This window comes from Listeria cossartiae subsp. cossartiae, assembly GCF_014224155.1.
In the GTDB taxonomy this organism is placed as follows: Bacteria; Bacillota; Bacilli; order Lactobacillales; family Listeriaceae; genus Listeria; species Listeria cossartiae.
The window spans coordinates 440,922-467,875 of record NZ_JAASUI010000001.1 but is presented as its reverse complement, the minus strand read 5'-3'; the positions used below and the strand labels follow the sequence as shown (position 1 = coordinate 467,875).

The window sequence follows — 26,954 nt, the reverse complement described above, 5'->3', positions numbered from 1 at the left end:
CTTCACCTACTCATCTTCATCAAGCGTATCGCGATTAATTGGGCGCACCATGATTTCTACACGCCGATTTTTTTCGCGATTTGCTGCGATATCATTTTTGGCGACGGGTCTGAATTCGCCGTAGCCACGAGCACTAAACTCGCCGGGGTTTACTTCACTATTTTCTTGAATGATCGCTTCCATGAAATTAACGGCACGGGCGACACTTAGTTCCCAGTTGGAAGAATAAATCGATGTACTTATCGGCACGTTATCCGTATGTCCAGAAACAATCCCTTCCATCGTTCCCTTACCTTGCGCAAAAAGTTCGCCGATTTCTTTGGCTATTTCGCGTTTCCCAGCTGATAATTCTGCACTACCCGACTGGAATAAAATATCATCACGAATCGTAATCAAAAGTCCTTCATCCGAATACTTGGTCGTCATTTTTGTTCCTAAATTCTCTGCTGCTATATAACTATCAATTTGTTTTTTAAAGGCTTCAATCTTTTCTTCATTTTGCTTTTTAAGTAAGGCTGCTGCTGCTTTTTTGGCTTTCTCTTGTTCGGTTGCTTCTTTCTTTTTATCTTGCTCTTCCATCGCCTTCAAGACTGCATTCACATTTGGATCATCTGGTCCTTTTTCTTTTGATACATATGCTTGGTTGCCTGCCGCGCCTTCCTCCACAATTTTCTTAAACGCATTTCCCATTTGTTCGAATTTTTTTGCATCAACTGAACTGGAGGCAAACAGAACGATAAATAGAGCAAGTAAAAGTGTCAGCAAATCACTATATGGAATTAGCCACGTTTCATCAACGTGTTCCTCCTGCGGTTTCTTGCGACGCTTGGCCACGCTCAATTTCCTCCACTTCTCTCGTTTTCTTCCCTTTTCCATTTCGCAGCACATCTTTCTCTTTTGGACTTAAAAAAGATAATAAACGTTCTTCCACAACACGTGGTGCATTTCGTTCTTGAAGCGCGACGACTCCCTCAATCATCATATATCTCAAATGCACTTCTTTTTGTGATTTCACTTTTAATTTATTGGCAAATGGTGTCCAAAGCACGTAACCGGTAAAAATACCGAAAATGGTACAAACAAACGCCGCGGCTATTGCTTCGCTCAGTTTGTCTGGGTTCGACATTTCGCCCATCGCATGAATGAGTCCCATCGCTGCTCCAAGTACACCGAGCGTCGGCGCATATGCTCCGGCTGATGCAAAAATCTTGGCATAAGCAGCATGGCGTTCTTCCATGCTCGCTACCTCTTCTTCCAAAACATCCCGTAAAAATTCTGGGGAAGATTGTCCATCTACAACTAAGCGCATGCCTCGTTTCATAAATGGATCTTCAATTTCATCGACAGAATCTTCCAGCGCCAGTACCCCGCTACGCCTAATTTCGTCTGCATATTCTTTGTATTGCACGAGTACTTCTACTTTGTCCGGCATCTTCTCTTTTGTGAAAAGAATTTTGAATAGTTTCGGTACTACTTTTACATCACTCCATGGGTGCGCCATCATAACAGCCGTAATTGTCCCAAGAATGATGACAATTAAAGCTTCAGCGCTAAATAACATCGCCAGTGATATATTTTGAATCATGAATGAACCTGCAATGACTATCACTGCCAACACAAGTCCTATTATCGTTGTTATTTCCACGTTACTTCATCTCCCACCTACTTATTTCAGCGAACTAATTCCACTTCATTTAACCAAAAGGCAACTAACTCGTTTTCCATTTCTGGTAAATGAACGAAAAACGCTTTAGCATCCGCTTCACTGGCAAATGCTTGCGAGCGGTAGTTATCTTCATCGACACCTTTTAAAGCGAGAAAATAAAATGACTCGAGCCGACCTAAAATGACTTCTTTATCCCCGATTTGATAGCCAACTGTTTGTCTAATTTCAAATTCATTCGGTAAGAAAAGTTGTGTTTTCTTTTCAAGCACGAGAATTTGTTCTGCGAGTCCAGGTTTATCCTCAAAAAACGCTAAATTTTTAATGTTTTCCATTCGTCCCATTTAACCAACTCCATTCCATTTTTGCTAGGTTTTTATGTAGAAAAAATTATTTAATGTGGCTAGCCCGTAATCAGCCGGGTTCAAAATCTGTTCTGATCCTCCGATGAAAAGAACGCCGCCACGTCTTAATGAATCTGCAAATTTCTGATATGCTTGATGCTTGCCTTCTGCCGTGAAATAAATCAACACATTACGACAAACAATTAAATCAAAACCTTTTTCGTAATAATCGGTCAGTAAATCGTGCCGTCTAAAACGAATCGATTTTCGATATTTAGGTAAAATCTGATATGTATCCCCTTTTTCAACAAATGCCGTATGACGTTCTTGTTCGCTCAACTCTTCCATTTGGCGGCTTTGATATTCCCCAATGACCGCGCGCTTTAAAATAGCTGGCTCAAGGTCTGTCGCCAAAATATCATAATGCCTTGTACCGACTGAGCGTTCCATCATAATCGCTAGCGAATACGGTTCCTCGCCCGATGAACAAGCCGCGCTCCAAACCCGAAGTTTTCCGCGACTATCTTCCAGCAACCTTGGAATCACTTGTTTTTCCAGCGCATCCCAGCGATTACGATTACGGAAAAACGACGACACATTAATCGTAATCAAACTAATAAATTCATCCAACAACATGGCATCTTTTTTGAGGTGTTTAAAAAATTCTCCAAAAGTAATATATTTCTTCTTCACAATAAAAGACAAAATCCGCCGTTTCATTTGCGTTTCTTTATAAAGCGCTAAATCTAAACCTAAGTCCCTTTTGACGACACGAGTAAAGTAAAGATAATCCTTCTCCAAATCTGGAATCATTCTTTTTCCCCTCCCCTTAACTAGGCCGTTACTGACGAATTAATCCGGTTGCTTCTTTGTCGTACACTTTATCAAACATATTGACGACATTTTTCGAAGCTTGTACCATGCGCTGGTTATCCATTAGTTGCACCATTTCTACGCCTAAATCAACATTCGACGTTTCGATAACACCATTTTGGATAATCCCTTGTCCAGCTGGTAAATTCATTGTGTTTATGCCATTTACATGAAGTCTACCTTCCCCATCCTTCACCAAACTATCTGCTTGGTTGGCTGAAACAAATTTTGTTCCAAGGCGGCCCAAGTATTGATTGGTTTCCGCATTGTATAAATCACCATTTGCCTCGGCGCGAATAGATGTTTTTTGCCCCACTTGAATCGCCTCTCCAGTCGCACTAAGTAAATTGGCACCATCCGCTGTCCGCAGAAAACCAAACTGATCGGAATGAAACTGTCCACCGCGTGAAAGCGAAATTTCGCCATTTTTAGCTGTGATGAAAAAATTACTTCCTAGTGCTGGATTCGTATCTTGCATAAAGAAATCTCGGTCGCGGTTTGTAATGTAACTCGAACCAGCTGTTAAATTAATATGCGTCGCAGCAGGTCGAACGCCGTAATCAATTGTCCCAACTTGCCTAGTGACAGGCCCATTCTGATAGTTCACTTTGTTTCTCGAAATCACTTCACTCGTAAGCTGATCAAATTTGAAACCCGGCGTCTGCGCGTTAGCCACGTTATTCGAATGTACTTGAATATGTTGCATATAGTTCATCATCCCAGCTGCCCCAATATATAATCCCTTCATTCCAGCACCTGCCTCCTATCCGTTCCAACAAACCGTTCCGCTAACCAACGACTCTTTGGTCTGAAAATATTTTCCGTAATATTTTGTCCGTCTGTCATGTATAACACTGGCAAATTCGTTTCTTGCATCACGGTGTATAAATCACCAATCCGCGTCGTTTCATCCATTTTTGTAATAATAAAACCGTCGATTGGAATTTCTGCTAATTTTGGTAAAATCGTCATCACATCCGCGCTTTTCATTCCTGACGAGAACGTAAAACACGTTAAATCTGGATGCACCACATCGGTGTATGCGGCAATCTCATTCACTGATTCTTCGGCTAAATAATTTCTCCCAACCGTATCAATCAAAATGTGATCGACTCCATTAACATACGTCATATACTGCACGGCTTCTTCCAGTTCCGCTGGGCTTGTCGCAACGATAAGCTCCACATCGAGTTTATCAGCATAGCCTTGAAACTGCTCAACCGCGCCTGACCGGAAAGTATCCGTTGTAATAAAGCCCACTGTGCGGTTTTGTTTTAAAAGCTGCCAACCAAGTTTCACAAGCGTGGTCGTTTTCCCAACCCCCGTTTGCCCAATTAAAGAAATAATCCGGTGGTTGCTTAAATCAAACGAATCCTCCACCGCCAATTTTCCCGATAAATACGGAACAAACCAATCCGTAATATCATCCAAATGTGCCGTTTCTACTTGCTTAAACTGCTTCCGCCCCGCTTGCATAAAGTCCGCCACATACGTATCACTAATCCCGCGACTCTTCAAAAACTTCACGAAATCACTGTTCTGTTCACGTTCCTCGCGCATTTTCACAGCCAGCTCCCGGTTTAAAGCTGCCAGTTCTTGCCGCATTGTCGACAGCTCTTCTTCCTGTGTTTTCCGTTCTTCGAGAAGCGGCGTCGATTGCGCCAGTTCCGCTCCCGCAGCCAGCATTTCTAACAGTTTTTCCTTTTTCAATAAGTCATCTGTTTTCGGTCTTTGTTTCACGACGGATTTTTGGAAGGTTTCCTGGAAGTCCATTCGTCCATCCGCAATCGCCACTTCGCTCATAATGACCGCCGTCACTTCATACTGTTTCTTAAAAATCCCAAGCTTTGTGACACGTTCGTCCGTAATTTTATATGGCTCATTCGTTACTAATTGAATTTTTTTATGTATTTCTCGCTTGGAGTTCCCCTTAAAAATTTCCATCTTTTCTACTAAATGTTTTCCCATTGCTACGGATTCCCTCCCTCATCAAGTTGGTTCAATCAGTGCGATTTGCTCCACTTCTGTTTCCGGCGACAGTTCACTAATCGAGAGCACCGGCACATCCAATTGATATCTTTCTAAAACTCGTACAAAGCCAAACCGAAAATCTTTCCGCCTCGTTAAAATGACAGGTTCGCGCCCAGTAAGTTGCGCTTTATTTACGGTATCCCTTACTTTTTGGATGATTGGAAGTTCCTTGTCGAGCGCCCAGTTAAGCGCGTAGCCATAATACGGCGTGTTGACAATTTCCGTATCCATTTCAATCGAATCTTGTAAAAGTAGCGCGTAAATTTTGCCATCTTGGTTTTTCGCTTGTTCACAAATAACTTTCGAAATCCGCTCCCTAACAAACGCCGTAATGCCATCCAAATCATTTGGATAAATCGTTTGTCCGTCAATAATCCCTTCAACAATCGTTGGTAAATCGCGGACCGAAATCCCTTCTTTCAAGAGCTGACGTAACACTCCTTGAATGAGCGAATAATCGATTTCTTTTTTCTTAATTTCATCAATCAAAATTTGGTTTTCATCAGCAAGGCCATCAATTAAATCTTTAATTTGTTGGCGCATCAGTAGTTCATGCAAGTTCTTCCGCAGTACAACATCCAAATGCGTAATCAAAATACTCAGCGGCTCGAGCACTTGATAGTTTTTCATCTGCGCATCTTCTAGCTCACCCGGCAAAATCCAATAACCATCTTCCCCGAAAATCGGATCCTTGGTCGGCTCCGCATCAAGGTCCATCATCACACCCGGCGTTTTCAAAGCCAACAAATGCCCCGCTTTCAAAACACCACTCGCAACCGCCACACCTTTGACCTTAATTTCATATTTCCCGCGCGGCTGAAAACTCGTATTATCTTTAAAATTAATCCCCGGAACCCCAATACCTAAATCTTGTAAAATCGATTTTCGCATCAAGACGACTTTATCCTTCGCCGTTTCCCCGTTCATTTTTTGCTTCACAAGTGCAGCGATGTTTAAGCCAAGTTCGACTACCACCGGGAACTTCTCACGTGCCGCGCCAAAAGCTTGGTTATGCTCTGCTTCCGCCGAATTCGTTTCCGACTGAATTAATTCCATTTCTTTTTCCAATTCCAGCTGCTCTTTTTTCTTTAAATTGAATTGCGTACGATAGCCGATAATCCCAAGTACAACGCCAATCCCGACAAACGGAATCGTTGGCAGCGGGCTAAATACACCCATTAAAACAAACATCGCGGCAAGCGTATAAACAACCACCGAGTTTTGCATTAATTCTTTGAAAATCCCGACCGCAACGTTATCATCCGATCCGTCAAATACCCGAGTAACAATAACCCCAGCAGACATCGCCATCAAAAGCGAACCAATCTGGCTCACGATGCCGTCCCCGATTGTTAACTCCGTATATTTCACCGCAGCTTCCCCGAACGAAAGCCCACCTTGGACCATTCCGACAATTAAACCAAAAACGATATTGACGACGGCGAGTAAAACGGTAAAAAGAACGTCCCCTTTTACAAATTTCCCAGCTCCGTCCATCGCCCCGTAGAATTCGGTTTCCATATTCAAGTAAGCGCGTTTTTCTTTGGCTTCCGGCTCTGTAATCAACCGTTGATTCAAATCCGCATCAATCGCCATCTGTTTACCAGGCAAAGCATCCAGCGTAAATCTCGCAGCCACTTCGGCCGTCCGCGAAGAACCATTTGCCACAATAAACTGAAAGACGATTAAAATAATAAAAATAACAATCCCAACAACAAAATTACTACCAATAACAAAGTTCCCGAATTGCTTAATTACTTGCCCCGGATCTCCAGTCGTTAAAATCGCCCGCGTCGTCGAAATATTTATCGAAACCCGAAATATCCCCATCAAAAGTAGTAAAGACGGAAATGACTTCAATTCATTCCAATCTTTAATTGATGTGGCACGCATGTAAACTAACACTGAGAACGCCAAGATCGTCACAAGCACTAAATCCAACACAAATGGAGGTAATGGCACAATAAGTGCAATAACAAACGAGACCGCAATCAAGATAGCAAAATATTTTTTTATAGCACCTAAATTCCCCATTTTGAAACCTGCCTTTTCTAAATTTAGAAAGGTCGCTCATATGTTGTTAGAACTTGATTTTGTCTGCGTCCATCAATTCTTTCATCACTTCAATAACATCTTTATATAAATCTTCCTGTATGTATTCATCTGGATTCGTCGTATAGTAAATACTCCGCGCCAGCTGTCTATTCGTAATCATCGGCACCCCGTCCGTATCCGCCACCTGACGAATAAACAGTGCCAGCTCATCTTCTCCTTTAACGAGCAATTTCGGCGCATGATCTTTTGTTTTGTCATATCGCATCACAACCGAGATATGGGTCGGATTATTAACAACAAAAGTCGCGTCCGCCATTTTTTTCGTAATCGAACCTTGGAGAAGTCCCCGCGCAATGCTTCTTTGACGCTGTTTCACTTCCGGTCGACCTTCTGAATCTTTCATTTCGTCTTTAATTTCCTGCTTCGACATCCGCAAGCCTTTTTTATAGTCATAACGCTGATAAAAGAAGTCGAGTAGCCCTATTACTGCGATTACAAGGAAGAGCGCCAGAAATTCATTTTTAAATAACGCGAAAATTTGTCCAAGTGAGTAAAGCCAATTTTGCCCGGTGTAGCTAATGAGCGTATCTAAGTGGTCCCGAAAGCCAATATACGCCACGTATGAAAGCAGCGTAATCAACAGTAACGCTTTCACAACCTCGACAAGCCCCTTCACACTAAACACTCGCTTAAAGTAGTTCGCCGGATTTAGCCGTTTAAATTGGGGCTTCACTGCTTTCGCGGAAAATAAAATCCCAACTTGCACCCCGTAATTCATCAAACCAAAAATCACGACCATAATCATAACTGGCAGTAGTACTTTGCCAAATTCCATTAAATAAAACAAACTATAGCTTTCCATGTTCGCAAGCTTCGGCGGCTGTTTCAAAAGAGCAACAAATGCTTGAATCGTGTTTTTAATAAACATTTCTCCAAAAAAATAAAGAAGCCCAGCTACAATTAGCAGTGAAAAAGCATTATTTAGTTCTTTACTTTTCGCCACATTACCTTCATTTCGAGCTTTCTTAATGCGGCGCGGCGTTGCTTTTTCCGTTTTATTATCCTTCGCCAAGCTTTTTTCTCCTCCCTATTTTTTCAGTAAATAATCAAAAAACGACACATATTGTTGAATCATCTCATCTGTCAAATTTTTAAAAACTGTACTCAAGATAGGAACCGCGCACGCAAGGATGAAAATCCCAAACGTAATTTTGATAATAAACGCATTCATAAAAATGTTAATTTGCGGCGCGCTCTTAGAGATAAAAGCAAGAATGATATTAACGATAAAAATACTACCCATAATCGGGAGCGCAATCGACACCGCAGAAGCAAGTGCAAAACCAAGCGTCCCGAGCAATAAATCAATAAACCCTTTTTCAAATAAAATCGAAATCGAAGCCGTAAATTCAAACGATTTCATTAAATAATAAATTAAGTAATCCATCCCTTGTAGCGACAAGAAAATCACTACAAAAAAGGTATCTAAAATCGCAGCCGTAATCGAATTTTGCGTCCCGTAAGACGGATCAATCAAGTTCACCTGCGAAAAACCTAAATCATAATCAATCATAAAACCAGCCATTTTCGGAATAACCGCAATCATTTCCACGAGTTTTGCCAGCGCTAGTCCAAATACCACTTCAGACGTGACCCGGAGCAGCAAATCAGGTAGCGTCGTGATACCAGAAACATCGACCCACGTTGCAACTGGAATAGATATCGCCATCCCAAAAACCACTTTGACACTGTTCGGAATGTTGCGCCCTTTTAAAAGCGGAAAGAAAAATAAAAAACTGGCAACTCGGCTGAAAACAATCACTACAGCAAGAAAAAATTCAAACTCCATGTTTACACCCTAATCATCAGGGGTAATTTGGAAAAGATTCCTACAAATAAATCCGTCATGTGTTCAAACATCCACGGTCCAAGAATAAAGAGCGCCACTACGAAAGCAATAATCTTCGGCAAAAACGTCAGCGATTGGTCTTGAATTTGCATCATCGCCATCAAAATCGCAACTACAATCACTACCACGATACAAATGAGCGATACCGGCAAAATTAGCGCCAGCCCACTATAGAAAAAATCTTGAAAAATTTGCGTAATCGGCGTTAAATTCATTTTGCTACTCCCTTAAAAGTGAATTGTTTGAAAAATCATGTTGGTAATCAGTCCGTACCCGCCAATGAAAATAAAAACAAGAATCTTAAACGGTAAGCTAATGGTCATCGGCGGCACCATCATCATCCCAAGATACATCAGTAACGTACTAACAATTAAATCTATAAAAATAAACGCCAAGTATATAAACATCCCAGTTAAAAATCCTTGGGTAATCTGTGTCAAAATAAAAGCAGGCATCAAAGCCATAAGCGGTGCATCCTCTTTGTTTGTAACTGGATCTTCTCCTTCTGCTTTCAACATCATGTTAATATCATGCTTATATGTATTTTCCGCAACATATTTTGTCAGAAGCGGCTGCGTTTCGTCCCAAACTTTCGACGCGCTCCACTCTTCTTTTTGCGAAGGTTTATACACATCGTCATACCAAGCAGTAATCAGCGGCTGCATCATAAACAAAGATAAGAACAGCGCCAGGCCAACAAGTACTTGGTTAGGCGGCAAGTTCGTCGCGCCAAGTCCTTGCCTCGTTAATCCAAGGACGATAATACAGTAAGTAAAGTGTGTGAACATTAATACAATAGATGCAGACAAAGAAAGAACCGTAACTAGTACAAACAGCGCCACACTAGAATTAACCCCGTCCGTTCCATTCACACCAAGCGAATCCATCCAACTCTCGGCATGCACATTCACACCCGGCCAAAAAACAACCAATGAAATTGCAAAAATAACAATAAAAGATACTTGAAATACTCGTCTAGAAGTTATTTTACGCATTTTCCTTAGTCTCCTCTTTCAAAAGTAATTCTCGGAAAAGTGCTTCATTTTGGTCATTTTTTCCTTTTAATGACACCGTTCGAATATCATTATTAGAAATAATCACCAGCACCTTTTCCCCGTCTGCCTCCAGAAGAACTGCACGTAACTGATGAGAGATTAAAAGAGTGTCTTTCAACTTTATAAGATCATTTTCGCTTTTTCTCGTGCGATTCGCTTGCTTGTTTTTCTTAACTAAAAAATAAGAAATTCCCGCAAGTACTGCCAAAAGTACAATAATTTTTAAAAGTGACAAAAAATATTCCATTCAAGTAAGGTAAATTCACCTTTCACTCCCTTCATCAGATTACAAAAATAAATCATTTTTTCAAAATATATATCAATAAAGTGTTTTTTGTAACTGCAATATAAAATTTTACACCAAATCCAGAAAAAATCTATACTTTTTTTAAAAAATGAAATTGTGTGTAAAAATAAAAAAACAGCCAGTGTAACAGCTGTATCAAAGGAAAACTTCTCATTATTCGATTTATATTTTTCTATTTAACTCAAAAAAAGGTTCTTCATACCCAATCCTTTTGACCTACTCGCGTTCCCTTTACACAACTAACATATATTGTTATTATAAAAATAAACAGAAAATCAATAATACTATAGGATAGAGAGGTATGTGATTGTATGCCTAAATCAGAAATAAGAAAATTACTCCAAGAAATCAAAAAACAAGTAGATAATCCGGGGAATTCATCTACAACTGAAATTAAAAAAATGGCTTCAGACGCTGGCATTAACGAACAAACTGCCGAAGAAATCTACCATTTACTCACTGAATTTTATCAAGCCGTTGAAGAACACGGTGGAATCGAAAAATATATGCATTCCAACATTAGTTGGTTAAAAATCGAATTAGAACTACTTTCCGCATGTTACCAAATTGCTATTTTAGAAGATATGAAAGTCCTTGATATCTCTGAGATGCTCAGCCTAAACGATTTGCGGATCTTTCCAAAGACACCAAGCCAACTGCAAAACACTTACTACAAACTAAAAAAAGAGCTTATCCAAGTAGAAGATATTCCTAAAAATAAGCCAGGCCGAAAAAGAAAAACACAAAAAAATACAAAAAAAGAAAAAACCAATATTTTCGGTAAAGTCGTACCAGCTGAATTCAAAGCACCAACATCCATCAAAGAACAAATCAGTTACGACAAATCACGCGAAAAAAACCTGGTAGATCTACTGTCTGGCGTTAAAAGCAACGTGCAACTTTTAAGCGAAAACCAAGGCGAAGAAAACAACGTATATGACTTACTCAAAAGCATTTACTCCCTGTCATCCCTTGCCGTCCAAAAAGAAGAACTCGACAAAAAATACCAAGATTTACAAACGAAATGCCAAGAACTGGAACAAGAAAATTCTTATTTAAAACAACAAAACGAAACGATGACAGACTCGTTCCATACACTCGTGTTACAAGCAGCTGATTTCGCATACGCCAACGACTTAGACCAAATTCAAGCACTCCCACTTTTCAGCCAACAACTCGTCGTAACACTAAACCAACTTGGCGTGTTCAAAGAAAATTATAAACAAATGTAATTTAGAAAGGGTGGCACGATGTATATCGAAATTTATACCGTAAATGGTGAATCTATTCGCCTTGACGACGACGCAAAAATCAACAACATCAGCATCCACGAATTATCTAAAGCAGATTTGAAAAACCTTTTTAACGAAAAATGTATCGAATTAACGAAATACGACTTAACGTATTTTATTAATACCAACCAAGTGAATTGGTTCCTTGTGAGTGAAGGAATCCATTAAAAAAACGAGCTAGGAGTTGATCCTAGCTCGTTTTTTAAATTTAAATATCCGATTTTTTATAGACATCTCCATATCGGTTTGGTCCATCACTTTCAAAACTCATAAATATAAAAATAATAATGGTACCAACGATTGGAATTAAACCAAGAAAAGCAAAATAACCACTTTTCCCAGTGTCATGTAAACGCCTTACGATTAGACTAGTTAGTGGAACTATAGAGCCACACCAATACAAAAACCGTAAACCTCCAAAAAAGAGCGCAATCCCGCCACCAAATCCAAATAACATTTCTGTAACACCAAAAATTTTTGACATAATAAGCAGAGGTGCATTAATTATAATGTTCCAAACTATTACATACCAGAATGCAGAACCTGGTGCACGACCACTAAAATTGACATAGTTCTTCCAAAATGACTTATAAGCTTCTAAAAATCCCATATTTCCTCCTGTGTAATAAAATTATGTTATTTTTCTAAAATATGCGACACCGCTAGCTTAAAACAAGCTTATCGTAGAAAGATTCATAAAATAAACATATAAATTTTAAAAAATGAGCTAAGTGTTGACCTTAGCTCATTTTTTATTTAAATATCCGATTTCTTATAGACATCTCCATATCGGTTTGGTCCACCACTTTCAAGACTCATAAATATTAAAATAATAATGGAACCAACGACTGGAATTAAACCAAGGAAAATGAAAAAGCCACTTTTCCCTGTATCATGTAAACGTCTTACAATAAGGCTAAGTGTAGGTAATATAATAGCTGCTGAATACAACCACATCACAATTACAAAAAATATTGCCATAACTCCACCAGCAAGGCTCCCCCCGCCTTCCATTATTGACACGCCAAAAGTAGAAGCCAGTAAATAAAGGCCCACACAAATTGCCATGTTCCAAACCCATACATACCAGTAGGCTGAACCTGGCGCACGGCCATTAAAATTGACATAGTTCTTCCAAAATGACTTATAAGCTTCTAAAAATCCCATATTTCCTCCTATGTAAATAAATTTTGTCCTAGCTCTAAGAATATACATCGCTTTTGCATTATACAAGCTTATAATAGAAAGATTCATAAAATAGACACATTTCAAATCACAAGGAAAAACATGCCAATAGTCATAGGTCTTAAAGCCTTTAAACTCTTATAAACTTCCATTATCAAGGATAAAACTTTACATAAATAAAGCCCCTTTTTGATTGCAAAAAAATACTCCAAATAGCTACTCATAAAATAATAAAAAGCATGCTGTTAAACATGCCATTTAATATCTATTCTATTGCTTTTGATTAGGTTGCCCCACGGCCTCTGATGCAATAAAATATTCGCCGTCCTCTTTAAACAAAATAGTTCTTGAAAACTCATTCTCCTCTTTAGTTGCATAAAGTTCTGTGCCCTCACTTAAATAATTAGAGCTAAAATCTTCATCTGGTATTCGGTAATGGCGAATTCTATTCTCTATCTCGCCAATCTTCTCTAAAGCATCTTCTTGATTAGCAGGTTCATACGTCACTATATATAAAACGTTGTCAACTTGCATCATTCCTACAAGGTTATCTCTATATAACAGCCACTTTACCCCGAAAACCACAGCACACAGAACTATTACTGACAATATTACTATCAACCATTTTTTCTTCATTGTATTAACTCTCTTTTCATTTTATTTATTACAGTTTCAGATACATGGTACTCGGAGTTACTGCCGAAAATCCACCAAATACCGGTACCATCCTATTTTTTAAATAAGGCTTTTCCATAAGCGCATTCCTCTCCCTGTTGTATAATCTAATCGTCAAAACGAGTGTATCATAAAAAGCCAATGTATAACCAAAAATGTAATGAAATGTCCGATTCTTGTCATGAACAGCAAAAAAATGGAGCTTATTTAGATTTATACTTACATGATGTTCGTGCAATTAAGCACACTTTTTATTTTTATCATTGATTTTCTACTTCTTTAATTTCCTCTTTATAAGTGTCTAATGCCTCTTCTTGTACTTTATTAATCTCTTCTTCTTGATTACTACTATCATCACCATATAATTCCGTTTCTTTTTCACTATCGACATTCATTTTCCCAAAATTAACTCCTACTGGAACATAATATTTATCTTCTGGATCGTAAGTCAAAAACAACATATAGGTTTCTTTATTTTCCATTTTTTCATAACCAGCAACATGATAAGTCGTATTTGTTTTTTCGTCATGCCCCTCATTTTCATATATTGGTATAATAGTATCTTCGGCTAAGTTTTCCTTAGTATCATTTTTTATAACTTGTGCTATCTTAAAATCAGACATTCTATAGACAGCTAAAATTCCGCCTTCAGCATCACGATCAACTTGGGAATCACCGCGCTTACTCAGTGAACCAATAACAATCACGTTACTTGCCTTACTAAGTTCTTCTTCATTATCAAAACTATCCGTCTTAGCCTCCGCAGCAACTTCCGTAAAAGGCTTTGGCTTCATTTTCTGATATGTCGTATATCCTCCTACACTTAATAAAAGCACTACGATAATACCAAGTATCGTCTTTCTTTTTCTATTCATAACAAAAACCTCCATTTTAAAATTAGTATTTAGCATTTATACCTTTTTTATCATCAGCTAACGGGTACGCTTTTTGATTGAAATTTAGAGCTCTCATAACAGAAACAGAATTATTTTTACTTTGAGTATGTGATAACCCAATTGTATGTCCAACTTCATGAACAACAGTTTCTCTCTTCTTAGCTGCGCTAGTGTTTTTAAACGATTTATAATAAATTATCCTTGCACTTTGTTTAGTTGTATAATATGTTGTAGCATATGTACCAGAATTTTTATTGCTATAAGAATTTTTTATCTCTACACCTACTGCGCCTATACTTCTACTAACCTTTACTTGACTTCCAGAATAGTTCCATTTTGTTGCGTAAGTCATATAACTGTCAAGCTTTTCCTTAATTATTGAAGAATCATTAAAATAATTAATACTCTTAGGGTTAGCCATCTTTTGTTTATTAAGTACATAAGCACTACTCTTTACTGGATTTAATAATACAAAAATCGATAGTACTATTAAGAAAATAACCATAAACCTTTTTTTAGCCATTTCTTCGTTGCCTCCCTTTTCCACCAATATATTTAATTTTTTTAAAGAAAATAAGTGCAGATAAAATAGTGGAATTTCATACTAACTATATCTCCAAATACTTTTGTCAAAAGCATATCATTTATTATGGATGTATAACCAAAAATGTAATGAAATGTCCGATTCTTGTCATGAACGCCTAAAACTTGAGCTTATTTAGATTAATTCTTACACAATGTGTGTAACTTTGTGTTTTTATTCACAAAAAAATCATGCATTTCAGGTTGTTATTCGTGATTTATACAGTCCTCTTTCTATTTGTCACAAAAAATACATATCCAGTCAAAATATATGTTTCTTTTCATGTGATATTTCCTTATTTATTTAAAAATTTATCATATCTCATAATGACCAAATGAATAAAATAGTATAATTATTCATCAAACTTTACTTTTGTTGCCTATTCTCAAATTTATATGTAATAATAATTTTGCAGATTCCACCTACATTTCATCCAACTAAACTTTGCTAAATCAATTGACATACAGCAAACGCTAAGCTTTTATTTAGCATATTTTTTAGACTTGCTAACATCCCTACAAACACACTACTAACAACAAATTGTTGCTACAGTTGTAAGATGAATTTTTCGAAATCACCTTCTGTTGGTTTGCAATTTCCCTCAACAAAACGAATTGGTCTATGGCCCTTTTCTTCATCAAATATCCATGGAAATTCATCCGTTCCTTGACGTTTTAAGTCATTCAAGTGGCGTTTGGCCATCGCAATATTCTCTTTTGAAGCCAAAATGTCCCCGTCTAATAATCTTTCTGCATACCAGTTTGTTAATAATTCTGGGTATGGTTCTAATAATAAACCACCCCAAGATGCTTGCTCTTTACGGAAAGTCTCCCACCAACGAACACGCTCTGTATGTGTCATATTTAAAACATTTTGTTCTAGGTCCATTCTGTTTCATCTTCTTCAGCCAACTTAATAGCCAACCTTGACCGCGCAACAGGTGACAACCCTAAGTCAGCGCTATAAGCTCGCATCTGCTTGGCCGCACTATCCATTTTTGCAATAAAAGGATTGGATCTTCCACCACCCCAATTACCTTTCGCTTTAACAAGCCTTCGGTATTTAAGATACTGCGAATAAAAATCCGCATAAAGCGCAATAGTGTGTAAATCTGCATTCCCAGCAACGTCTATTTCTGTCAGCTCTTTCACTACAAACAAAAAAGCTTCTCTCCCTTCCTTATCTAACCAAGGTGGAGACCGAAGCTTATCTGTAGGCATTTTCATTCTTTCTTCATTTTTTGCACGTTTTTTTAGTTCATTTGTATTCTGTTTTCCTGTATTTCCATGAAGTAATTTTAATCTTGCAGATTTTGCCGGCATAGGCATATTTATCACCTCAATCCTTAGTTACATTTTTATGCAACATGCAGTATAATCCCTTATATTTCAACGCTTATCTTACATTTTCTTACCACTTAAAAAATTTGAAACTCGGCATTTGTGTACGCGCTTCAGGAATCAGTCTAGCGGTACCAATACATTTAAGTTTTTTTATGGAGGGGGGATCATTCTTTGTTTTTATGAAACATTACAATATCTATTTTTGTACTCCTTTTTTTATAACCAATTTTAGCATTTCTTTCAGGGTGTAATTGACTATGACAACTTGCACATACAGTTTCAAGGTTTGATAGTTCATAGGCTTTAGTTAAATCGGCTCTCAAAGGAATAATATGATGAACAATCTTTCCTTCTTGTTGCTTACAACATTGGCATAGGTAAAAGTCTCGCTTCAATATTATCTCTCTAACTATCCTCCAACGCTTGCAAGAATATAGTTGGGTCCCTTTTCCTTGCCATGTCACTATCACCGCCTATCTTGCGTTGAGTTTGTTTTTCTTTATTTACCTTCTTGGATATTTATTTTCACATCTTCTTTGATAAAATAAAAAGTCCTCGGAAGAGGACTTTAATTTAAGATATTAAACTTGGATACTCGTAATTCATTTTAATTAACATCTCACTAAATTTAATCATTTTTTCTGCATCTTCTCTTGACTTCACGTTTGTTTCGTGAGTGGCTTCATTACCATGTTTACGGATAGCGTCCACCCAATCACTGCTATTCACCGGTATATAGTGATTATCCTTTAGATAGTTAACATAATAAGCAAAATTCTTATTCTCATCTGCCCCTAAATCGACTGCTAAATTCATTAATAACTTTCGGCAAAGTAAAACAACTGCCGTATAAGCTCCTACAGAAAATGAAGCTCTGGCTTCTTCGTAAATGTCATTGACTGTATCTGATACACCCTCAACAGGATTACCAAACTTATTTCCAGGCACTTGAATGTCTTCCCAAATAAAAGTTGGCATTTTGCATTGCGTACATATATACACGCCTGATTTCCCCGCTTGCTGTGCATGCCCACTATGTAAACTACTATAGTTATCTTTTATCAATGGCATACCTCTTACGGAAGATGTATGTCTGTTGCAATACCCACAGGTGTAAGAATTTTCCATAATTTCATCACCTCTCAGCCCCAAATATGGTTCTTGTTCATTAACATCTTTAATCATTTTCATTTAAATTCCACCCTTTTATTTTCACTATACCAAACAAAAACCACCTGTTCAATAAAAAACAGATGGAAAGGGTGCTGAGAATTAAGAGCAGGTACAATATATATAATTATTTGATTTCTCTATTTCTCAACAATAACATCTTATCATGTAAATATCGTTATTTTTCTCCGAATTATTCCCGAAATATACCTGTCATTTATCACTTTTATTCCACCCATATTCCACTTTTCCTTTTTGAACTGTGGTGTGAAACAGCATAACATCCCATTCTAACAGAAAACTGTTTAATTGCTTCTTGTTCTTCTTTATAGAATAAAGTTTCACTTATTGCCAACTCATCACATATTTTATGACGTGACCAACCTTTAAGAAATGTCAATTTAAATATTTCTCGTCTTCTTGATCTGACTTCTGCATTTGTTGTTTTATAATTCGTTAATGCTGCAAATGCTTCATCGAAATCTTCTATATACAATTTTGCTTGTTCTAATTCAGTTTGCGCAGTAACAATAGCTCGTTCTACATCTGATTGGAATTCTTTATAACCATTGCCGGGCATATCATTTATTGCCGTCGCTTGGAGCCCTACAACAGCACGGCCATTTTTTTTGACAACAAATTTAGCATATTAATACTTCTCTAACTCAATCCAAATGTTGCGTCTAGTTGAAGTAATATCAATTTCGAAATTAGTAGATTTAAATAATGAAAGTTGTTTCACCTGAGCGCCCTCCCGTGCTATAATTCAATTAACGACAATTGATTGTGGCTAGGGCAAACGCTCTGGCTTTTTTATTTAGGAGGATACATCTAATGAGCATAAAAGATTTACTGTTACTTAAATTCATTCCAAAATACATAGATTATTGGGTTATACTAAATATTATTTTCTGGCTTTCACTTTTATTTATTCCAGAGAGTATAAAAGCAGTTACATCATTTATAATATCTTTAATGCCTTCTTTCATAAAGTCTATTGATTTTATCCCCAATGTTAGTACTCAGCTTTACTTTTTTGTCCTGATTGGTTTTATAGTAGTAACTACTATAATTTTCTTATTTATAGATGAAAGTTTAATATCATTTGATTTCAGAGCACTTGGATTAAAACTTTTATCATACTGTTTATTTTTATCTACACTTGGTTATTCTATTTTTCTATTCTGTAGATATACTTCTCTTTATACTTTTAATGCATATAAAACCCATTATGATGACTTGGATAAAACAGCAGAATTTTTTCTTTTTATAGGTGTATTTATAACAGCTTTCTCTATTATTTGTACTATTATCGAAAAAATTTCTAATAGATTACATAGAAGAAATTTTTAACTTCAATTATAAATTCCAAATATAGATTAAAACAATGACGTGAAATTCCTTTTAACAGTTAATCTTCTCTGCAAATAAATCTAAAAATTTCACTTTCTAACATCCCGCTTTATTAATGCATTTACTACAGTAGAGATTATCACCCTCCCGCCGAAATCCAAACTTTTCTGCAACAGACACTCGGCAATTATAAGATAGATTAGTCCCAATCCAACTTTTTTGCTCACACTTACTACAAACCGCAAATACCTTGGTTTCTGTTTGATGAACGAATTCCATTAACTATCCCGCTCCAATCTCATTTGATGATATATTTGTTCAATCTCTTCAGGTGATTTTGCATCAAGCTCTTCTTGTGTTAAATACTCTGTGTATAGCAATGATGCTTTCATTTCGTTTAGTCGATTTTGTGGTGTTGGGTAATAACCCATAGAATCAAATAGGTTTTGCATAGTGAGCGCTTCTTTTGTTAAAGGTGGCATTCTTTTACTTGCACGGGCTTTAAATAAATTCCGTCTAAATGGTATAAGCGTTTCCCATCCAATTTGGTGGACTTTGCTGGGCATTTCTCTGGGTAAACAGATCAAGTGCGATTATCTATAATCATAGGTTTTCTATCTTTCCCTTGACCTATGGCATACACGTGGTATACCTCTCTTGATTAGCATGTGATAGAACTTTTACGATATTTAATACATAATAGATAAAGGAAATAAGTAATGTCTTCCTTGAGGTTGGTCCATTCATCATGAAAGAGGATATCAAACTGAAAGTAAAACTCTAAAATATAATGGATGAATTCTTTCGTAGTGGTTTGATTTAAATTAGCTAATCTAAATGGTTGAATATTTATGTAGTTACAAAAGGAGTTTTTAAATGCCATTTTGACATGATTACGTTCTTATTTAAAATCGTTGTTTATGAGGTCGATTTCCTCGCTCTAGGTGATATGGGGGTAGTATCACAAGCTCCATACGGAAGAATCATTGCAGGTAAACTAATTCTTCTGGGAATAAGTATAATTGGAGTTCTCACACATGTTATTATCTCTCTATTCATTTCAAATGAAAAAGATATATCCAAAATCATAGCAGATGTCGAAAATTCGCGTGAAATTAGAGGCAGGGTTAGGGATAATTCAATTTTTGCGCAAAAAAATACTCCTAGTGGCTGCTAACAACCGCTAAAAGTATAAAAGGGAGTTTAAGGTAAGTAAGACAACCCACTACAAAAAAGGGAGAAAAAGTAATGGCATTGTCATTGCTTATGGTTATATAATACCCGTCTCCCGCAATCCAAACCCTTTTTTTGTATTAAAATTAGATGACGAATTTAACTAAAATGCAACAGAAATCCCCCCCTATACTATAAACGATTACAAAAAACGCACCCGGAAAATATTTCATCCCAAGTGCGCTTTTTCAGCCTACTATTCTTTATGATTTTTATACCATTCTTCCGCCTTCGAGGTCGCAATAGGAATGGCACGGTTTTCTGAATAGCCATCCTTCAATAATGCATTGCCGATTTCGATCGCCTTTTCGCGTTCCGTTTTTCTTAGATTTTTCCAAGAATCCGGGTAATTATTTTTGGTCCATGGCATAGCTTTCCACCTCGTTTTTTAGTTAATTGGGGCTCCACCCGTGATTCCATATACTTGGCCAGTTGTGTAACTTGCCTTATCTGATGCTAGCAACACATAAGCGCTCGCGAGTTCTGCGGGTTGCCCTGCTCGTCCTAATGGTTGGTTTTGACCGAATTCTGGAATGCTTTCTTGTGGCTGACCGCCAGAGATTTGAAGTGGGGTCCAAATTGGTCCTGGTGCAACTGCATTAATTCGAATACCTTTTTCACCTAGTTGTGCAGCTAAACTTTTCGTTAATGAAATCAAACTACTTTTTGTCATCGCGTAATCAACCAAGTGCGCGCTCGGTTTAACACCTTGAATGGAGGAAGTTAAAATAATGCTCGCGCCTGCTTTTAAGTAATTGAGTGCTTCTTGAATGGCAAAAACTACCGAAAATACATTCACTTCAAACGTATCGCGCAATTGTTCCGCTGGGAGTTTTTGGATATCGAATTGATACTGTTGTAAACCTGCATTGAGTACAAGAATATCTAATCCACCCAACTCGTTGTATGCTTTTTTCACTACTTCTTGCGCGAAACCTTCCTTACGTAAATCGCCTGGCAATAAGATACATTTTTGCCCAGCTTCTTCCACAATTTTTTTCACTTCTTGCGCGTCAACCTCTTCATCTGGATGATAGTTAATCGCCACATCGGCGCCTTCTCTCGCATAAGCAATAACAGCAGCTCGCCCAATCCCGGAATCGCCACCTGTAACAAAAGCCTTTTTCCCCGTTAATTTATTCGCACCTTGATAGCTCGACTCACCCGTATCTGGAACAGGCGTCATTTTACTTTGCAAACCAGGGTAATCTTGCCGTTGCTTTTCAAATTTCCCTGTATGATATTTGTTTAATGGATTTTCTTTATTCATCATAAAACCTCCTATATTTTTGCGACGTAACCCATGACTAAATAGGCTACGAAAATAATTAAAATAGCTAATATAAGGATCCACCAAATATTAGCGCCAAGTTTTCGCTTCACTTTTTTATTCCCCATGTTCATCCCCCTCAATACTTTATGTTTTCCCTCGTGTTTTACGCTAAAACGTCTAACATCGAATTGAAAAAGAATTGTAGTAAACATGAAAAAAAGAGAACGGCAACCCGCTCTCTTTTCAAAAATTCCTATTAACTTCTAAGTCCGCGACCTTTACTAATCAAATACCAACAAACCGAATAAAGCACGACGATAAATAACACAAGAATCGACAGCGAAACGGCTACCGGCACATCACTAACACCTAAGAAGCCGTAGCGGAATCCAGAAATCATATAGACAATCGGATTCACTTTAGAAATAGCTTGCCAAATTGGTGGTAGCATTGAAATCGCATAAAACACGCCACCTAAATAGGTTAGCGGTTGTAACACAAAGGTCGGTACAATCGATACATCGTCAAATGATCTAGCGAAAATCCCGTTAATAAGTCCCGCGAGTGAAAATAAAATCGCCGTCATTAAAAAGGTAATAATCCCAATCGACCATGAGTGGATGTGTAACGGCACAAATACCATCGAAATAAGAGTAACAAGCGCGCCGACTAGAATACTTCTACCAATCCCGCCAATTAAAAAGCCCCAAATAATAATATGCGTTGGCACTGGCGCAACGAGAATTTCCTCAATATTCTTCTGAAACTTTTGCGAGAAAAACGAAGATGACACATTGGCATAAGAACTCGTAATAACGGACATCATAATCAGACCGGGCACAATGTATTCCATATAGGAAAAGCCGTTCATATCGCCAATGCGGCTACCAATCATTTTCCCAAAAATAATAAAGTAAAGCGAAGTCGTGATTACTGGTGGCACTAACGTCTGAACCCAAATTCGCATATAACGATTGGTTTCTTTCGCCGCCAGACTTTTTAACGCGGTAAAATATAGATTAAACATGTTTCTCCCCCACTTGATGTTTTTCTTCGGTAATTTTCAAAAATAGTTCTTCGAGTCGATTAGATTTATTGCGCATTGAAAGTACTTTTATCCCATGCTCACTTAATTGTTCAAAGATGTGATTAACCCCTTGATTTCGTTCGACTTCCACCGACAAGGTTTGCTTATCTTCAAACACATGATTGTAACCCGTAATTTCAAAAGATCCTTCATACGGCTCTAAATCAAAAATAAACGTTTCGAATTGCAATTTAGAAAGTAGTGATTTCATGCTGGTATTTTCAATCAACTCCCCAGATTGAATAATTCCGATATTACGACAGAGCATCTCCGCTTCTTCTAAATAATGCGTCGTCAAAATAATCGTCGTACCACCTTCATTCAACTCTCTTAAAAACGTCCACATCTCGCGTCTAAGCTCAATATCCACCCCAGCAGTCGGTTCATCTAAAATGAGCAACTTAGGTTCATGCATTAGAGCACGCGCAATCATCAAGCGGCGTTTCATCCCGCCTGAGAGCATCCGCGCACGTTCATTACGTTTCTCCCACAAGTTCGATTGCTTTAAATATTTTTCACTACGTTTGATAGCTTCCTTCCGAGAAACACCGTAGTATCCAGCTTGGTTCACAACAATTTGTTGAACCGTTTCGAATGGATTAAAGTTGAATTCTTGCGGAACAAGACCGATTTGCTGTTTTGCCCGAACGATATCTGTATCCAGATCGTAACCAAATACGCTCACTTGACCAGAAGTTTTATTAACAAGCGACGTGATAATCCCGATAGTCGTTGATTTCCCAGCGCCATTAGGACCAAGCAACGCATAAAAATCCCCTTCCTCTACCGTCAAATCCACACCGCGTAATGCTTCGACCCCAGTGGAATAAATTTTTCTTAACCCTTTTATTTCAAGTGCATAAGTCATGTAATTGCTGTCTCCTTATAAATTATGATTCCTTTATTTTAGCACTTATTTGCCAATAAGAAAAAACAATCGTCTTTCCACTTAAATAAGCGCGAAAAGACGATTATTCTTTCATTAGTATCTGCTCGTCGTTCTTCTTGCTACACCTAAAATAAGCAAGAACCAACCAACGACAAAACAAACGCCACCGATAGGCGTAATCGCACCTAAAACGGCCACTTTGGAAATACTTAAAACATACAAACTGCCGGAGAAAAAGACAATTCCGACCGAAAATAAAATCGCTGCCCACGTGTAAAGTCGACTAGCTTGTTTTTCCATTAATAATCCCACTACCAAAATGCCACCTGCGTGAAACATTTGATACTGAACGCCGGTTTCCCAAGTACTTGCATAACTTCCGAGCATATCTTTTAAAGCATGCGCCCCAAAAGCCCCCAGTAAAACTGCCAGCCCCGCGAAAATGGCTCCAGTAATAATCGTTTTTCTCATAGTTACCCCCTAAAAATCAAGCAACGAATCTCCATTCGCGCCATCTTCTAACTCTATTTTCTTGCCGTCCATACTTGCAATCTGTGCTGGCTCGGCTACTGGAATAGAGATCGGTTCTACTTCCGCACTTCTCTCATCGCCCGTTTTCGCAAGTTGAACAAGCAACATCAAGCCATGCAAATGCTTATCTTGGCTCGCTTTTGTTGTCGCCGCTTTTGCTTTCGCTAATTCACTTTCCATTTGTTCAAAAATCTTTGAATCTGAAATAATCATTTTTCCTCAACCTCAATTGTTTTAATAACGCGCGCTGGGTTACCAGCAACAACGACATTATCCGGGAAACTTTTCGTTACAACTGCTCCTGAGGCAACGACAACATTATTTCCAAGTTTTACGCCCGGGTTAATGATTGCTCGTCCGCCAATCCAGACATTATCACCAATTTCGACTGGTTTACCAAGCTCTAAGCCGCTATTGCGTTCCACCGGATCAAGCGGATGCGTCGCCGTATAAATATGAACCCCCGGCGCCATCATGCAGTTATCCCCAATATGTACTTCACACACATCTAAAATCACACAATCAAAATTAGCATAAAAATTCTCGCCAACATAAATATTAGAACCATAATCAACACGAAAATCTGGTTCGACATAAACATTTTCTTTTGTGCCACCAAAAAGACGTTTTAACACACTGGAACGAGACGCTGAATCCATTGTATCGTTAATCTCTCTGCAGAACTTACGCGCACGATTTCTTCCGTGTGCAAGCTCTCTGTCGCTAGGATCATACATTTCTCCTGCAATCATCTTTTCTAGTTCTGTTTTCATCCTGACACATCCTATCCACGTTTTATTCTTATTCATTATAACCAAATGACTCACATAAATATAGTAAAGTAATCGCACCAGCCAAAAAACTACGCGCAGCTACCTTTTGTGCATTTTTCTTAAAAAAATGATATTCTAGTGAAGTAGGTAAAATTGGGGAGGAATTTAATATTATGATTAAAGTTATTGCTTCAGACATGGATGGCACACTACTTAACTCTGATATCGAGATTGCACAAGAAAACGTCGAGGCAATCGAAAAAGCCCGCGCCAAAGGAATTCATTTCGTTCTTTGTACCGGACGTATGTATGACGATGCGATGGGGTTAATTAATAAAGCCAATTTATACGCACCGGCAATTTGCATGAATGGTGCTGAAATTCGTGACGAACATGGCAAAATTATTTTACAACATCCGATTGATAAAAACTTAGCGCGCAACACTTATAACACCCTGACTGAACTAGGAATGTATACCGAATTTTTCACGGACATGGGCCCAATCACAACAGACAAAGCCCGTGGCAAAGAATTTATGATTGAAATGCACAAACGCATCCACCCAGATGTTCCAGCAGAAACCATTATGGACAAAGTGGAAGAACGTTTTGAATCCAAAGACGTCCACGAAATTCCAGATGTAGAGCGCATTTTAGGCAATAAAGATTTAACTATTCTAAAATTCATCTCCTTCTCTTCTGATAAAGACGTGCTTGCAAAAGCCAAACAAAAACTTGAAAAAGATTCTGAGCTATCTGTCACTTCTTCTTTTTCCGATAATATTGAAATCACCCACCGCGAGGCGCAAAAAGGTATTTCCTTACAATATTATGTAGAAAAATTAGGCGTAACACTTGATGAAACGTTTGCAATTGGAGATAATATGAATGATATTTCAATGCTAAAAATGGCTGGTTATAGTGTGGCCATGGGGAACGGCGAAGAAGAAGTCAAAGACCTAGCAAAACACGTTACACTTTCCAATGATGAACACGGCGTTGCAGCAGCCATTTATAAAATGTTAGAAACAAATGACTAAAGTTTATTTTTTAGGAGGAAACACGAATGACAATCAAAAAAACATTAACTATTGCAGGATCTGATTCAAGTGGCGGCGCTGGTCTACAAGCCGATTTAAAAACATTTGAAGAGTACGGCACTTACGGTTTTAGCGCCATCACAACTATCGTAACAATGGACCCAGACAACAACTGGGCACACGGCGTTACTCCAATTGACGCGCAACTTGTTCGCGAACAACTAAAAACAATCCTTTCTGGCGGCCCAGTTGACGCAATGAAAACAGGCATGCTTGGTTCGATTGAGATCATTAAAGCAACCCGCGAAGCAATCGACAAATACGATTTAAAAAATGTCGTTATCGACCCAGTTATGGTTTGTAAAGGCGAAGACGAACTAATCCAACCGGAAAACGCTGAAGCAATCCGCGACTTATTACTACCAAAAGCAACAATCACAACGCCAAACCTATTCGAAGCCGGCCAATTATCCGGTCTTGGCAAATTAACTACATTAGACGATATGAAAGCAGCAGCGAAAAAAATCATCGAACTAGGCGCTAAATACGTTGTTATCAAAGGCGGAAAAGCCCTAGAAAGCGACAAAGCAATCGACCTACTTTACGATGGCAAAGAATTCACGATTTATGAAGTAGAAAAAATTTCCCCAAGCCACAATCACGGCGCTGGTTGTACTTTCGCAGCAGCAATCACAGCTGGTCTTGCAAAAGGTTTAACTGTAGAAGAAGCAGTTGCAAAAGCAAAAGATTTTGTCACTGCAGCTATCAAAGGTGGATTCGCATTAAACGAATTCATCGGTCCTGTTTGGCATGGTGCTTATAATAAAGCAGAAAATAGATAATACAAAAACCGCCCAGTGTTTGGGCGGTTTTTAATTATTACGCGGAGTAAGCATACATAATACCATGTAATACAGTCAACACTTTTAAATTATCTGTTGTTTTCATTCCTTCTAACTCGCTCATTTTCTCTGCACCTTCAATATATGCAATCACTATATCAGATTTAATCATTCCCTGTTTATCAAGATAAATCAGGTTTTTTTGTATTATTTTTCCTAATTTATTTAATTCGGTATTTTCCCAACGAGTATAGCCGATTCTATCTCGTTTAAAATATACTTCAGGTATATTTTTTGGAGACTCGGTTTGAAATGCTTCGTATAAATGAAAAAGTAACTTTTCTGCTTCGCTATATTTTCTCGTTTTAACTAATTCAATTACATCTTGTATTTTTTCTATATGAGCATCCATAAAATTTCCTTTCTACTATTTTGTAATAGTAATTTTACCTATTGTAGAATCACTTTGCAAGAAAATCTATACATGTCCACTTTATTTATTGCAAGTTTCACATAACCTATGCTAGATTAAGTGTGCAAAGCTTATTAAAC

General features: G+C 37.9%; 37 protein-coding genes. 6 read left to right on the top strand and 31 right to left on the bottom strand.

What is annotated here, in order from left to right; translation table 11 throughout:
- Nucleotides 1-6: 6 nt before the first annotated feature.
- The 12 genes from HCJ30_RS02395 to HCJ30_RS02340 are packed head-to-tail and all read right to left on the bottom strand — an operon-like array spanning nt 7 to nt 10,177.
- Nucleotides 7-834 carry a flagellar motor protein MotB gene (locus HCJ30_RS02395; protein WP_185390828.1) on the bottom strand — a complete coding sequence of 276 codons (828 nt, stop codon included), beginning with the start codon at nt 832-834 and terminating at the stop codon, nt 7-9.
- Nucleotides 794-1,645: a flagellar motor stator protein MotA gene (gene motA, locus HCJ30_RS02390; protein WP_003727207.1), complete on the bottom strand. Its 852-nt coding sequence runs from the start codon at nt 1,643-1,645 to the stop codon at nt 794-796. Before motA ends, HCJ30_RS02395 begins: the two co-directional genes overlap by 41 nt.
- Nucleotides 1,646-1,671: 26 nt before the next feature.
- On the bottom strand, nt 1,672-2,007 hold the full coding sequence (locus HCJ30_RS02385) for a DUF3964 family protein (protein WP_185390827.1): 336 nt from the start codon (nt 2,005-2,007) through the stop codon (nt 1,672-1,674).
- Between the two features lie 24 nt (nt 2,008-2,031).
- Complete coding sequence (locus HCJ30_RS02380; protein WP_185390826.1) at nt 2,032-2,820, bottom strand: CheR family methyltransferase; 789 nt, start codon at nt 2,818-2,820, stop codon at nt 2,032-2,034.
- Nucleotides 2,821-2,848: 28 nt separating this feature from the next.
- A complete protein-coding gene (locus tag HCJ30_RS02375; protein ID WP_185390825.1) occupies nt 2,849-3,628 on the bottom strand; it encodes a flagellar basal-body rod protein FlgG in 780 nt (259 codons plus the stop codon).
- A complete protein-coding gene (gene flhF / locus HCJ30_RS02370; RefSeq protein WP_185390824.1) occupies nt 3,625-4,848 on the bottom strand; it encodes a flagellar biosynthesis GTPase FlhF in 1,224 nt (407 codons plus the stop codon). Before flhF ends, HCJ30_RS02375 begins: the two co-directional genes overlap by 4 nt.
- A gap of 21 nt (nt 4,849-4,869) precedes the next feature.
- A complete protein-coding gene (locus HCJ30_RS02365; protein WP_185390823.1) occupies nt 4,870-6,945 on the bottom strand; it encodes a flagellar biosynthesis protein FlhA in 2,076 nt (691 codons plus the stop codon).
- 46 nt (nt 6,946-6,991) lie between these two features.
- A complete protein-coding gene (flhB, locus tag HCJ30_RS02360; protein ID WP_008947105.1) occupies nt 6,992-8,038 on the bottom strand; it encodes a flagellar type III secretion system protein FlhB in 1,047 nt (348 codons plus the stop codon).
- Between the two features lie 15 nt (nt 8,039-8,053).
- Nucleotides 8,054-8,815, bottom strand: coding sequence for a flagellar biosynthetic protein FliR (locus HCJ30_RS02355; RefSeq protein WP_185390822.1), 762 nt, complete (start codon nt 8,813-8,815; stop codon nt 8,054-8,056).
- 2 nt (nt 8,816-8,817) lie between these two features.
- Nucleotides 8,818-9,090 carry a flagellar biosynthetic protein FliQ gene (locus HCJ30_RS02350; RefSeq protein WP_003718817.1) on the bottom strand — a complete coding sequence of 91 codons (273 nt, stop codon included), beginning with the start codon at nt 9,088-9,090 and terminating at the stop codon, nt 8,818-8,820.
- Between the two features lie 12 nt (nt 9,091-9,102).
- On the bottom strand, nt 9,103-9,870 hold the full coding sequence (locus HCJ30_RS02345) for a flagellar type III secretion system pore protein FliP (protein WP_185390821.1): 768 nt from the start codon (nt 9,868-9,870) through the stop codon (nt 9,103-9,105).
- A complete protein-coding gene (locus tag HCJ30_RS02340; RefSeq protein WP_003721795.1) occupies nt 9,863-10,177 on the bottom strand; it encodes a hypothetical protein in 315 nt (104 codons plus the stop codon). The genes HCJ30_RS02345 and HCJ30_RS02340 overlap by 8 nt, the downstream gene beginning before the upstream one ends.
- Nucleotides 10,178-10,548: 371 nt before the next feature.
- On the opposite strand from HCJ30_RS02340, the gene mogR reads away from it, so the two are divergent.
- Together mogR and HCJ30_RS02330 are read left to right on the top strand one after the other, a co-directional pair.
- Nucleotides 10,549-11,469, top strand: coding sequence for a motility genes transcriptional repressor MogR (gene mogR / locus HCJ30_RS02335; RefSeq protein WP_185390820.1), 921 nt, complete (start codon nt 10,549-10,551; stop codon nt 11,467-11,469).
- Nucleotides 11,470-11,487: 18 nt separating this feature from the next.
- Nucleotides 11,488-11,697 carry a lmo0673 family protein gene (locus tag HCJ30_RS02330; protein ID WP_003721793.1) on the top strand — a complete coding sequence of 70 codons (210 nt, stop codon included), beginning with the start codon at nt 11,488-11,490 and terminating at the stop codon, nt 11,695-11,697.
- Nucleotides 11,698-11,737: 40 nt separating this feature from the next.
- On the opposite strand, the gene HCJ30_RS02325 is transcribed toward HCJ30_RS02330, so the two are convergent.
- The 10 genes from HCJ30_RS02325 to HCJ30_RS02280 form a co-directional block, all read right to left on the bottom strand.
- On the bottom strand, nt 11,738-12,139 hold the full coding sequence (locus HCJ30_RS02325; RefSeq protein ID WP_185390819.1) for a DUF805 domain-containing protein: 402 nt from the start codon (nt 12,137-12,139) through the stop codon (nt 11,738-11,740).
- 146 nt (nt 12,140-12,285) lie between these two features.
- Nucleotides 12,286-12,696 (bottom strand): DUF805 domain-containing protein, encoded by a 411-nt coding sequence (locus HCJ30_RS02320; protein WP_185390818.1) that lies wholly within the window; start codon nt 12,694-12,696, stop codon nt 12,286-12,288.
- Nucleotides 12,697-12,984: 288 nt separating this feature from the next.
- A complete protein-coding gene (locus HCJ30_RS02315) occupies nt 12,985-13,350 on the bottom strand; it encodes a hypothetical protein (RefSeq protein WP_185390817.1) in 366 nt (121 codons plus the stop codon).
- A 299-nt stretch (nt 13,351-13,649) separates the two neighbouring features.
- The gene (locus tag HCJ30_RS02310) at nt 13,650-14,264 is read right to left on the bottom strand and encodes a hypothetical protein (RefSeq protein WP_185390816.1); all 615 of its coding nucleotides are present in this window, start codon (nt 14,262-14,264) and stop codon (nt 13,650-13,652) included.
- Nucleotides 14,265-14,286: 22 nt separating this feature from the next.
- Nucleotides 14,287-14,808: a matrixin family metalloprotease gene (locus tag HCJ30_RS02305; protein WP_185390815.1), complete on the bottom strand. Its 522-nt coding sequence runs from the start codon at nt 14,806-14,808 to the stop codon at nt 14,287-14,289.
- Between the two features lie 606 nt (nt 14,809-15,414).
- Nucleotides 15,415-15,756 (bottom strand): hypothetical protein, encoded by a 342-nt coding sequence (locus tag HCJ30_RS02300; RefSeq protein ID WP_069892112.1) that lies wholly within the window; start codon nt 15,754-15,756, stop codon nt 15,415-15,417.
- A complete protein-coding gene (locus HCJ30_RS02295; RefSeq protein ID WP_221635970.1) occupies nt 15,747-16,196 on the bottom strand; it encodes a phage terminase small subunit P27 family in 450 nt (149 codons plus the stop codon). Before HCJ30_RS02295 ends, HCJ30_RS02300 begins: the two co-directional genes overlap by 10 nt.
- Before the next feature lie 179 nt (nt 16,197-16,375).
- Entirely contained in the window at nt 16,376-16,675 is a 300-nt protein-coding gene (locus HCJ30_RS14380; protein WP_311769835.1) for an HNH endonuclease, read from the bottom strand.
- 109 nt (nt 16,676-16,784) lie between these two features.
- Complete coding sequence (locus tag HCJ30_RS02285) at nt 16,785-17,402, bottom strand: DUF4145 domain-containing protein (RefSeq protein ID WP_185390813.1); 618 nt, start codon at nt 17,400-17,402, stop codon at nt 16,785-16,787.
- Between the two features lie 205 nt (nt 17,403-17,607).
- Entirely contained in the window at nt 17,608-17,961 is a 354-nt protein-coding gene (locus HCJ30_RS02280; protein WP_185390812.1) for a DUF1492 domain-containing protein, read from the bottom strand.
- A gap of 254 nt (nt 17,962-18,215) precedes the next feature.
- On the opposite strand from HCJ30_RS02280, the gene HCJ30_RS02275 reads away from it, so the two are divergent.
- On the top strand, nt 18,216-18,734 hold the full coding sequence (locus HCJ30_RS02275) for a hypothetical protein (protein ID WP_185390811.1): 519 nt from the start codon (nt 18,216-18,218) through the stop codon (nt 18,732-18,734).
- A gap of 278 nt (nt 18,735-19,012) precedes the next feature.
- Here HCJ30_RS02275 and HCJ30_RS02270 read toward each other — a convergent pair whose 3' ends face one another.
- A complete protein-coding gene (locus HCJ30_RS02270) occupies nt 19,013-19,300 on the bottom strand; it encodes a hypothetical protein (RefSeq protein ID WP_185390810.1) in 288 nt (95 codons plus the stop codon).
- Nucleotides 19,301-19,575: 275 nt separating this feature from the next.
- On the opposite strand from HCJ30_RS02270, the gene HCJ30_RS02265 reads away from it, so the two are divergent.
- Complete coding sequence (locus HCJ30_RS02265) at nt 19,576-19,911, top strand: hypothetical protein (RefSeq protein ID WP_185390809.1); 336 nt, start codon at nt 19,576-19,578, stop codon at nt 19,909-19,911.
- A gap of 252 nt (nt 19,912-20,163) precedes the next feature.
- Here HCJ30_RS02265 and HCJ30_RS02260 read toward each other — a convergent pair whose 3' ends face one another.
- From HCJ30_RS02260 to HCJ30_RS02230, 7 genes are all read right to left on the bottom strand, one after another.
- Nucleotides 20,164-20,337 carry a DUF2188 domain-containing protein gene (locus HCJ30_RS02260; protein WP_185390808.1) on the bottom strand — a complete coding sequence of 58 codons (174 nt, stop codon included), beginning with the start codon at nt 20,335-20,337 and terminating at the stop codon, nt 20,164-20,166.
- Between the two features lie 18 nt (nt 20,338-20,355).
- Nucleotides 20,356-21,240 carry an SDR family oxidoreductase gene (locus HCJ30_RS02255; protein WP_185390807.1) on the bottom strand — a complete coding sequence of 295 codons (885 nt, stop codon included), beginning with the start codon at nt 21,238-21,240 and terminating at the stop codon, nt 20,356-20,358.
- Between the two features lie 256 nt (nt 21,241-21,496).
- Nucleotides 21,497-22,267 carry an ABC transporter permease gene (locus tag HCJ30_RS02250; RefSeq protein WP_185390806.1) on the bottom strand — a complete coding sequence of 257 codons (771 nt, stop codon included), beginning with the start codon at nt 22,265-22,267 and terminating at the stop codon, nt 21,497-21,499.
- Nucleotides 22,260-23,195 carry an ABC transporter ATP-binding protein gene (locus tag HCJ30_RS02245; RefSeq protein WP_185390805.1) on the bottom strand — a complete coding sequence of 312 codons (936 nt, stop codon included), beginning with the start codon at nt 23,193-23,195 and terminating at the stop codon, nt 22,260-22,262. Before HCJ30_RS02245 ends, HCJ30_RS02250 begins: the two co-directional genes overlap by 8 nt.
- A gap of 114 nt (nt 23,196-23,309) precedes the next feature.
- On the bottom strand, nt 23,310-23,687 hold the full coding sequence (locus HCJ30_RS02240) for a DUF423 domain-containing protein (RefSeq protein WP_185390804.1): 378 nt from the start codon (nt 23,685-23,687) through the stop codon (nt 23,310-23,312).
- A 9-nt stretch (nt 23,688-23,696) separates the two neighbouring features.
- Nucleotides 23,697-23,960, bottom strand: a complete 264-nt coding sequence (locus tag HCJ30_RS02235; RefSeq protein ID WP_185390803.1) for a DUF5327 family protein — start codon at nt 23,958-23,960, stop codon at nt 23,697-23,699.
- Nucleotides 23,957-24,520: a maltose acetyltransferase domain-containing protein gene (locus HCJ30_RS02230; protein WP_185390802.1), complete on the bottom strand. Its 564-nt coding sequence runs from the start codon at nt 24,518-24,520 to the stop codon at nt 23,957-23,959. Before HCJ30_RS02230 ends, HCJ30_RS02235 begins: the two co-directional genes overlap by 4 nt.
- Before the next feature lie 173 nt (nt 24,521-24,693).
- On the opposite strand from HCJ30_RS02230, the gene HCJ30_RS02225 reads away from it, so the two are divergent.
- Together HCJ30_RS02225 and pdxK are read left to right on the top strand one after the other, a co-directional pair.
- Nucleotides 24,694-25,560 (top strand): Cof-type HAD-IIB family hydrolase, encoded by an 867-nt coding sequence (locus HCJ30_RS02225; RefSeq protein WP_185390801.1) that lies wholly within the window; start codon nt 24,694-24,696, stop codon nt 25,558-25,560.
- Between the two features lie 26 nt (nt 25,561-25,586).
- Entirely contained in the window at nt 25,587-26,402 is an 816-nt protein-coding gene (gene pdxK, locus HCJ30_RS02220; RefSeq protein WP_003721779.1) for a pyridoxine/pyridoxal/pyridoxamine kinase, read from the top strand.
- 37 nt (nt 26,403-26,439) lie between these two features.
- Here the strand turns inward: pdxK and HCJ30_RS02215 are convergent, their stop codons facing one another.
- A complete protein-coding gene (locus tag HCJ30_RS02215) occupies nt 26,440-26,814 on the bottom strand; it encodes a hypothetical protein (RefSeq protein ID WP_185390800.1) in 375 nt (124 codons plus the stop codon).
- Between the last annotated feature and the right edge of the window lie 140 nt (nt 26,815-26,954).

Coding starts and splice junctions, on each gene's coding strand:
- HCJ30_RS02385 (WP_185390827.1), bottom strand. CDS start 2,007: ATGGGACGAATGGAAAACATTAAAAATTTAGCGTTTTTTGAGGATAAA.
- HCJ30_RS02380 (WP_185390826.1), bottom strand. CDS start 2,820: ATGATTCCAGATTTGGAGAAGGATTATCTTTACTTTACTCGTGTCGTC.
- HCJ30_RS02375 (WP_185390825.1), bottom strand. CDS start 3,628: ATGAAGGGATTATATATTGGGGCAGCTGGGATGATGAACTATATGCAA.
- flhF (WP_185390824.1), bottom strand. CDS start 4,848: ATGGGAAAACATTTAGTAGAAAAGATGGAAATTTTTAAGGGGAACTCC.
- HCJ30_RS02365 (WP_185390823.1), bottom strand. CDS start 6,945: ATGGGGAATTTAGGTGCTATAAAAAAATATTTTGCTATCTTGATTGCG.
- HCJ30_RS02355 (WP_185390822.1), bottom strand. CDS start 8,815: ATGGAGTTTGAATTTTTTCTTGCTGTAGTGATTGTTTTCAGCCGAGTT.
- HCJ30_RS02350 (WP_003718817.1), bottom strand. CDS start 9,090: ATGAATTTAACGCCGATTACGCAAATTTTTCAAGATTTTTTCTATAGT.
- HCJ30_RS02345 (WP_185390821.1), bottom strand. CDS start 9,870: ATGCGTAAAATAACTTCTAGACGAGTATTTCAAGTATCTTTTATTGTT.
- HCJ30_RS02340 (WP_003721795.1), bottom strand. CDS start 10,177: ATGGAATATTTTTTGTCACTTTTAAAAATTATTGTACTTTTGGCAGTA.
- mogR (WP_185390820.1), top strand. CDS start 10,549: ATGCCTAAATCAGAAATAAGAAAATTACTCCAAGAAATCAAAAAACAA.
- HCJ30_RS02330 (WP_003721793.1), top strand. CDS start 11,488: ATGTATATCGAAATTTATACCGTAAATGGTGAATCTATTCGCCTTGAC.
- HCJ30_RS02325 (WP_185390819.1), bottom strand. CDS start 12,139: ATGGGATTTTTAGAAGCTTATAAGTCATTTTGGAAGAACTATGTCAAT.
- HCJ30_RS02320 (WP_185390818.1), bottom strand. CDS start 12,696: ATGGGATTTTTAGAAGCTTATAAGTCATTTTGGAAGAACTATGTCAAT.
- HCJ30_RS02315 (WP_185390817.1), bottom strand. CDS start 13,350: ATGAAGAAAAAATGGTTGATAGTAATATTGTCAGTAATAGTTCTGTGT.
- HCJ30_RS02310 (WP_185390816.1), bottom strand. CDS start 14,264: ATGAATAGAAAAAGAAAGACGATACTTGGTATTATCGTAGTGCTTTTA.
- HCJ30_RS02305 (WP_185390815.1), bottom strand. CDS start 14,808: ATGGCTAAAAAAAGGTTTATGGTTATTTTCTTAATAGTACTATCGATT.
- HCJ30_RS02300 (WP_069892112.1), bottom strand. CDS start 15,756: ATGGACCTAGAACAAAATGTTTTAAATATGACACATACAGAGCGTGTT.
- HCJ30_RS02295 (WP_221635970.1), bottom strand. CDS start 16,196: ATGCCTATGCCGGCAAAATCTGCAAGATTAAAATTACTTCATGGAAAT.
- HCJ30_RS02285 (WP_185390813.1), bottom strand. CDS start 17,402: ATGAAAATGATTAAAGATGTTAATGAACAAGAACCATATTTGGGGCTG.
- HCJ30_RS02280 (WP_185390812.1), bottom strand. CDS start 17,961: ATGCCCGGCAATGGTTATAAAGAATTCCAATCAGATGTAGAACGAGCT.
- HCJ30_RS02275 (WP_185390811.1), top strand. CDS start 18,216: ATGAGCATAAAAGATTTACTGTTACTTAAATTCATTCCAAAATACATA.
- HCJ30_RS02270 (WP_185390810.1), bottom strand. CDS start 19,300: ATGCCCAGCAAAGTCCACCAAATTGGATGGGAAACGCTTATACCATTT.
- HCJ30_RS02260 (WP_185390808.1), bottom strand. CDS start 20,337: ATGCCATGGACCAAAAATAATTACCCGGATTCTTGGAAAAATCTAAGA.
- HCJ30_RS02255 (WP_185390807.1), bottom strand. CDS start 21,240: ATGATGAATAAAGAAAATCCATTAAACAAATATCATACAGGGAAATTT.
- HCJ30_RS02250 (WP_185390806.1), bottom strand. CDS start 22,267: ATGTTTAATCTATATTTTACCGCGTTAAAAAGTCTGGCGGCGAAAGAA.
- HCJ30_RS02245 (WP_185390805.1), bottom strand. CDS start 23,195: ATGACTTATGCACTTGAAATAAAAGGGTTAAGAAAAATTTATTCCACT.
- HCJ30_RS02240 (WP_185390804.1), bottom strand. CDS start 23,687: ATGAGAAAAACGATTATTACTGGAGCCATTTTCGCGGGGCTGGCAGTT.
- HCJ30_RS02235 (WP_185390803.1), bottom strand. CDS start 23,960: ATGATTATTTCAGATTCAAAGATTTTTGAACAAATGGAAAGTGAATTA.
- HCJ30_RS02230 (WP_185390802.1), bottom strand. CDS start 24,520: ATGAAAACAGAACTAGAAAAGATGATTGCAGGAGAAATGTATGATCCT.
- HCJ30_RS02225 (WP_185390801.1), top strand. CDS start 24,694: ATGATTAAAGTTATTGCTTCAGACATGGATGGCACACTACTTAACTCT.
- pdxK (WP_003721779.1), top strand. CDS start 25,587: ATGACAATCAAAAAAACATTAACTATTGCAGGATCTGATTCAAGTGGC.
- HCJ30_RS02215 (WP_185390800.1), bottom strand. CDS start 26,814: ATGGATGCTCATATAGAAAAAATACAAGATGTAATTGAATTAGTTAAA.